3 protein-coding genes are annotated in these 6,249 nt (G+C 37.6%); 2 read left to right on the top strand and 1 reads right to left on the bottom strand.

Features of this window, described 5'->3' with window-relative positions:
* Together BZK14_RS10065 and BZK14_RS10060 are read left to right on the top strand one after the other, a co-directional pair.
* Window positions 1–1,700 (top strand): ATP-binding protein (locus tag BZK14_RS10065; RefSeq protein WP_216350020.1); only part of this gene is annotated, 1,700 nt, incomplete at its 5' end.
* Entirely contained in the window at window positions 1,697–2,641 is a 945-nt protein-coding gene (locus BZK14_RS10060; RefSeq protein WP_077926369.1) for a response regulator, read from the top strand. The genes BZK14_RS10065 and BZK14_RS10060, both read left to right, overlap by 4 nt.
* A 60-nt stretch (window positions 2,642–2,701) precedes the next feature.
* Here the strand turns inward: BZK14_RS10060 and BZK14_RS10055 are convergent.
* Window positions 2,702–6,249: DUF4132 domain-containing protein (locus BZK14_RS10055; RefSeq protein ID WP_077926368.1), on the bottom strand; the 3,548-nt coding region annotated here is incomplete at its 5' end.

Genomic DNA, 6,249 nt, shown 5'->3' with positions numbered 1-6,249 from the left:
TATATTTGAGTACAACACGTGTGGATCTTACATTAAGCAATCATATGATTGATCAAGTTAATGAGGTTGTTCTAGTATCTGCTAAATGGGATACAGAAATTTTGCGTATTAATGGTAGGCTGTCAGAAAAGTATGATAATTTGAGCCATTATGGGCAGAAAATCCAATATTTATTGGATCAGTTACCTGCTGATGAAGTCATAACAGAACACATACATCCATTAAATATTACGATACAAGAGAAGTCTAATTTAGTCAGCCAGTTTAAATCAGAGATTATTACTCTCAAGCAATCATTGGCTGCTTTGCCCAATATTTATCAACAGCTCTTAGAAAGTGATGAAATTCAGCAATCAGAATTTGATGAGCAATTTTTAAAGCTCTTTACGAATGTTGCTAACTATAGCTTAGATAGCTCATCTGCGACATTATCAGAGATTAAACAGCAAATTTTAGTAATTGAGAGTGATTTGCTTAATACGAATTTAGATTTCAAATATCAAGATCTATTGTATCGCTTTTTAGAGCAGGTCGGCACAATCATGATTGTTCGACCAGATATAGATATTATTTTGCAGCAAATTGAAGCTTTACCTATTCAAATTCAAGCCAATGCGATCACTAATAGTATTCGTGCTGATGTTGCTATGCAACTTATTGAGCAAGAGAAAAATAAAACGTATCTCACTTATTATGCGGCGGCGCTTTTGTTAATTTTAATATTGTTAGCCATTCGATTATTCATCAACTATTTTAGATTAGAAAAGATGGTGGCAGAGCGCACTCAAGACCTACAAACTGCGCTCGAAAATCTTAAAAATTCTGAAATGATCATGGTGCAAACGGAGAAAATGTCAGCACTTGGGCAATTGGTTGCAGGTGTTGCCCATGAAGTGAATACGCCATTGGCTTACACTAAAAATGCATTGGAATTAACGCGCTCTAACATAGAGCAATTAGAATTTAGGCGCTTTGTGAATTTGGCAGATCTGTTGGTGGATTTAGTTGAAAATCCTAAAGCTGAAAATGCCAATGAACAGAAGAAAAATATCTTAGTCGAAATTCAACAGATCAAAGCTCATCTGCATGAATTAGATTTTGATGGCTTTCGTTATGCCGATATGGTGGATGAGATTAATGCTTTGATTAATGATGGGATGGCGGGCGTTGAACAAATCAGCAATCTTGTGAATAACTTGCGTAACTTTAGCCGATTAGATCGTGGGCATTTATCTCGTCATAAATTAAGTGAATCTATTCAAAGTACATTAACGCTATTGAAATATGAGCTGCGTGGTAAAAATGTCACGACTGATATTCAAGAAGAATGCGTGATCGAATGCATGCCATCACAAATTAACCAAGTGTTGTTAAACATCATTGGTAATGCTAACCATGCAACCGCAGAAGATGGTTCCATTGCCATTACTTTGAAAAGATTAGATAACAATCATGCTGGCATTGTCATCAAAGACAATGGCTCAGGCATTGAGCCAGATAAATTAAAAGATATTTTCAACCCATTCTTTACAACAAAAGAAGTGGGCAAGGGCACAGGATTGGGTTTGTCCATCAGCCATAAGATTATTCAAGAACACAATGGTGACATTCAGGTGAAATCCACTGTGGGCATCGGGACTGAGTTTTTAATCAAACTGCCATTTATGATTGCTAATAAGCACGGAAAGGAGCTGGCATGATTCGTAAAAAGATCAATATTTTGTGTGTGGATGATGAGCAGCTGATTTTGAACGCGCTCACTGCATTATTGCGATTGCGTTATAACGTAATCACAACAACAGATGCACGAGAAGCTGTGGAAATATTGAAAACAACGGATGTTGCTGTTGTGATCAGTGATCAACGGATGCCAGAAATGTTGGGCTCTGAGTTCTTAAAAATTGCGAAAGAGATCTCTCCACACACAACGCGAATTTTGCTCACAGGATTTTCGGATTTAGGCGCAATTATTAGTACTGTGAATGAAAGTGAAGTTTATAGATTTTTGACAAAACCTTGGAGTAATAACGAGGTTTTAGAAATTGTGCGTGATGCTGTAGAAGTTTCAAAAGCACTTCGAGAAAATGCTGTGGATATTCAACCAGAAAAAGAACTCTTTCAAGATGTTGTATTGAATGCAGAACCTACCAAAAACTGGGAAGATTCTTATATTATTTATAAAAGTACAGTATCGAGTAGCGAGTTTGATATCACACAAGAAACGCCTGAATCTGTGAAAGTGCTCATTGCACGTAATAGTGAAGAAGTTTTACAGTTGTTGAGTAAATATCCTGTGAAATTGATCATCACTTATTCACCGTTTTCCAGTGGAGATGACATTGAATTATTAAAATATTTGAAACGTGAATTACCTGAATTATTGAGCATTGGCTTAGTGCGACATACGGATTATCAGGACATTATTACATTGATTAATGAAGCAAAATTGTATCGCTATGTGGTGATGCCATCAAAGCCTGGGCAAGTGGCACATTTTATTAACTCTGCTATTGTGATGTTCCATAAGTTTAGCCAGTCTCCAAACTTATTGAAGCATCAACAAGTACAGGAAAAGACACCGATTAAAGAATCATTGTTGGGATTATTGGGTGGCATGAAGCGCTTCTTTAAGTTTTCATAAAGAATTAAGATGAATAAAAAAGCCTGAATCAATGATTCAGGCTTTTTTGTATCAGCAGATTTAACTAATCTGTTCCAAAATGCTTGGATCTTTGATTTTCTGATCAGCTGATAGCAATACAATCTTAGAAATGATTTCTGCTGTTCTTGGATCTTCATCTGCAAATGGTAAGAAGATTTTGCCACGATGCTGGCTTTGGATCGCTAGGATATTAATCGCACCTTTGCCAACTTGCTGAACGCCAGCGCTACCTAAATGCACAGTATATTCGCCCAAAGTTCCTTTGATGAGTGCAAAGTTGCCATCCACTTTCACATTATCCAGCTTCAATAATGGCAATAATTCACGAACAATCGCAGCACGCATTTCAACCGTAGAATGGCTCGCTTCAGGATCAACACCACCAACATGTGCAACACTTACAACTAAATCAATGTCTCGCATCACTTCAGAGAAAATGATAGGTGGCACTTTTGTGAGTTCTAATCTTTCGCCTGTTTTACGATCATAGAATTGAATGGTTTCTAAAGTTGGCGCTTCGATATCAGCAGGGGAGAACCAATCAGCTGCTGCATATAAAACAGCGATAATATTTTCACGATAATAAACGCGCTGTAAACCATGACTTTCATCCACGCTCCAGCCGCGAGTTTTTAGCAATGCTAATGTTTTTTGTGGTTGAATTTGATGGCCAGCATAACGTTCTGAGGCTGTTTTGCCATCTTTTTCATCACCATTGATCAAATACAATTCACGGAAAATTTGCTTAAATGGCTGAATCAACTGATTTTCAAATGCATAATGTTGGAAGTTTAGCCACTCTTTTGTATGATATAAGTGATAAGAGTGCGCAATGCGTAATTGAACTTTAGCATCGAGCTTCAATGCATCCGCAAATGTCACGATTTTTTCAGAATCTGTCACAAACAATAATTTTGTGAGCAATGGCGAAATCACCGGATGAGATTGCAGCAATGTGAGCTCTTCTACAGTGAATTGATCAGAGCGTGTCATCGTTAATTCTAATGAAGCTTTCGCACGGCGATATTGCTCTTTCAAATCCGCAACTAAGTCTCTATATTCCACAACCATATCATTTTTACGAAGTTTCGCTGGGATTGCAGATAATGCTTTGCCATCTTTTTGGCAGATTAAAGATGCAATACCTTCATCATTAATGCGAATGAATAACTCAACGATTTCCAATGTTTTTGGTGTAAAGTATTCTGTTAAGCCTTGGATTTTTAAGGTTTCCATCTGCCAGCCGAAACGTAAAGTATCTTGGTAGCCTGCGTTACGAGCTAAGTTTTCTAAGGCGATTTCTGTCGCTTTTGCTTCACTTGCACGGCGCTGGGCACCAAATTTCTTACTTGCTTTTAAGAATGCTTGTAAGAAATCATAGCGTTTCAAAGCTTCCTCTTGGGATTTCTTGCCGAGCGGAATCAATGAATAACTTAAGAGCTTATCTTTACTACGTTTATCATTGATCTCTTTTTCAAACGCTTTAGTTGCTTTCAATTTACCTAAAGTTGCATCCGCAAAAAGCTGAGCACGGCGATGGTTTGCACCACTTGTGATATATTTCGCGCAATCATAGAGTAATTCAAAGCGCTCTTTACCCAAGGTTTTATAAGCATCATTAAACCAATCCACATCGAAAGCACCATCATTGAATGACTCTTTAGAAATAGGTGAATAGCGTGTAATCACAGCCATTTTTTCATCAGAAATGGATTCATTCACATGAGCATGGAAGTACCAAGCTGCACTTTCTAAACCTTTCCAATCGAGAAGTTTAGCAACGATTGGCAACCATGATGGTGAATATAAAGCAGCTTCCAATAAACGCTGATCATCAATGCGACCATTTACGGCAGCTTTTAATGCTTTGGCATCATCGGTTTCACGTGGAACAGAAGCACGTAATAAACTAGATAACACATCCTTTTTGCCTGAATTGTATGAACTGATCCAGCCACGGGTTAATGTATCTTTGCCCAAGCCCAAAAGAATATTCACAAAGTTTTCAATGCCTTCATGTTGGCGAATATCTGTCGCTAAGCTTGAAACAGGCGTTGGTAAATCCCCGCGTTTCACTTCGATGTTAATCACATGTTGCGCTAATTTTTTAGCAAACTCTGATAAGAAAGGATATTTCTTTGCAGTATCTTTTGCATAGCGGTAGCGTTTGTTAGCAGGCGCTGTGAAGTCGCCAAAATCTCTGCCTGATCCAATGCAGAAAGTGCGATAAATTGCGCTCTCTTTGAAAATACCCAAATCATAAGCGCGTGCAACAGATTCGATTGGCAGATTGATGTAGAACATATCTTTCATATCAGCAAAATGCATATCGAGCGCCACATACTTAGTAAAATCATGATCAGTGATGGCTTGTCGGCTTAATTGATGTAATAGATAAATAAAATCCTCGACATCGATTAATATCGAGAATCTTGGTTCTTTGGTATTCCAATCAATGGTTGGTTCAGTATTGATTTCACGTTGCCAATCTTGTTGTGGGATCTCTTTAAGAAGAATTGCAAATAGATTATGAATCATTGCGAAGCGATCTTCTGATGCATGTTGATCCCATAAGCTTACAATGATGCGAAGGGCTAAATGATAGTGATTTTCTGACCTTAAAGATTGATATGCAGTTTGAACTGTTTCGGGTATGCGGAAATATTGATTCACGTATTCAATCACCCAAGGTTCATAGCGAGAATAGCGATATGCACCATAGGTTGGATTGGAAAAGTTACTAAAATGAGATAATAAAAAGTGCTCAAGCAATGTCACTTTGTTATCTGTCATCCATGCTTTCCAAACCTCAGGCATCACAAAGTTATCAATGTCATGATTTTCTGGTGCTTTGTCATCATAATTTGGATCAGTGAACATCGGCGCATCTGCACGATAGCGGAAATATTCTTCAGCACCTAGAACCACATCAAAAGGATCACTATATTCTGTTTTACCTTTGTATTGGTAATCTTTATTCTCTGCAATCAACTGCATCATAGATGTTAATAATGTTTGCACACGCTCAGCTGAAATCGCATGCAATTCTGCCCATAATTTTGGATTATGAATAGTCAAATCAGGTTTTAAATCAGGGAACTCTTTCGCATCATAAATGCCAAAGCCATTATCTTTGCTGTAATCTTCCGCTTCGCCTGCTTGCAAAGTTTGGATGAGCACTTGCTCTTTTTCAGTGGATTTTGGCAACAGTGTTAATAACTCTGTGATTTCCGTTTCTGTCACAGTTTTATCTTTTTTCAGTGCTAATAAAATATCTAAGCCTGCTAAACGGCGATTTTCCACTTTGTCAGATAACAGTGATTTTAATAAATCTGTGCGTTGTGCTGCTTCAGTTTTTAAGATGATTTCAATGATATTTTTACGAATTTCTGGTGTTTTTAGGGATAATAAATCTATCAATAATGTATATTCATCATTGGATAATGATAAATCCTTAATGTGCTCCAAAGCGTTGATGCGCACTTGCATACTGCGATCTTTCAATGATGAAAATAAGAATGCACGTTGCTTTGTATCTGCAAAATCATTTAATAAGAAACGCACTAAAGCGCCGCGATCATCGCCAG

Origin of the sequence: Wohlfahrtiimonas larvae (genome assembly GCF_002006755.1) — a bacterium.
Lineage (GTDB): Bacteria > Pseudomonadota > Gammaproteobacteria > Cardiobacteriales > Wohlfahrtiimonadaceae > Wohlfahrtiimonas > Wohlfahrtiimonas larvae.
This window is presented reverse-complemented; position numbering and strand designations above follow the sequence as displayed.

Excerpts from the sequence above, each read along its gene's own strand:
- BZK14_RS10060 (WP_077926369.1), top strand. The coding sequence starts at position 1,697 with ATGATTCGTAAAAAGATCAATATTTTGTGTGTGGATGATGAGCAGCTG.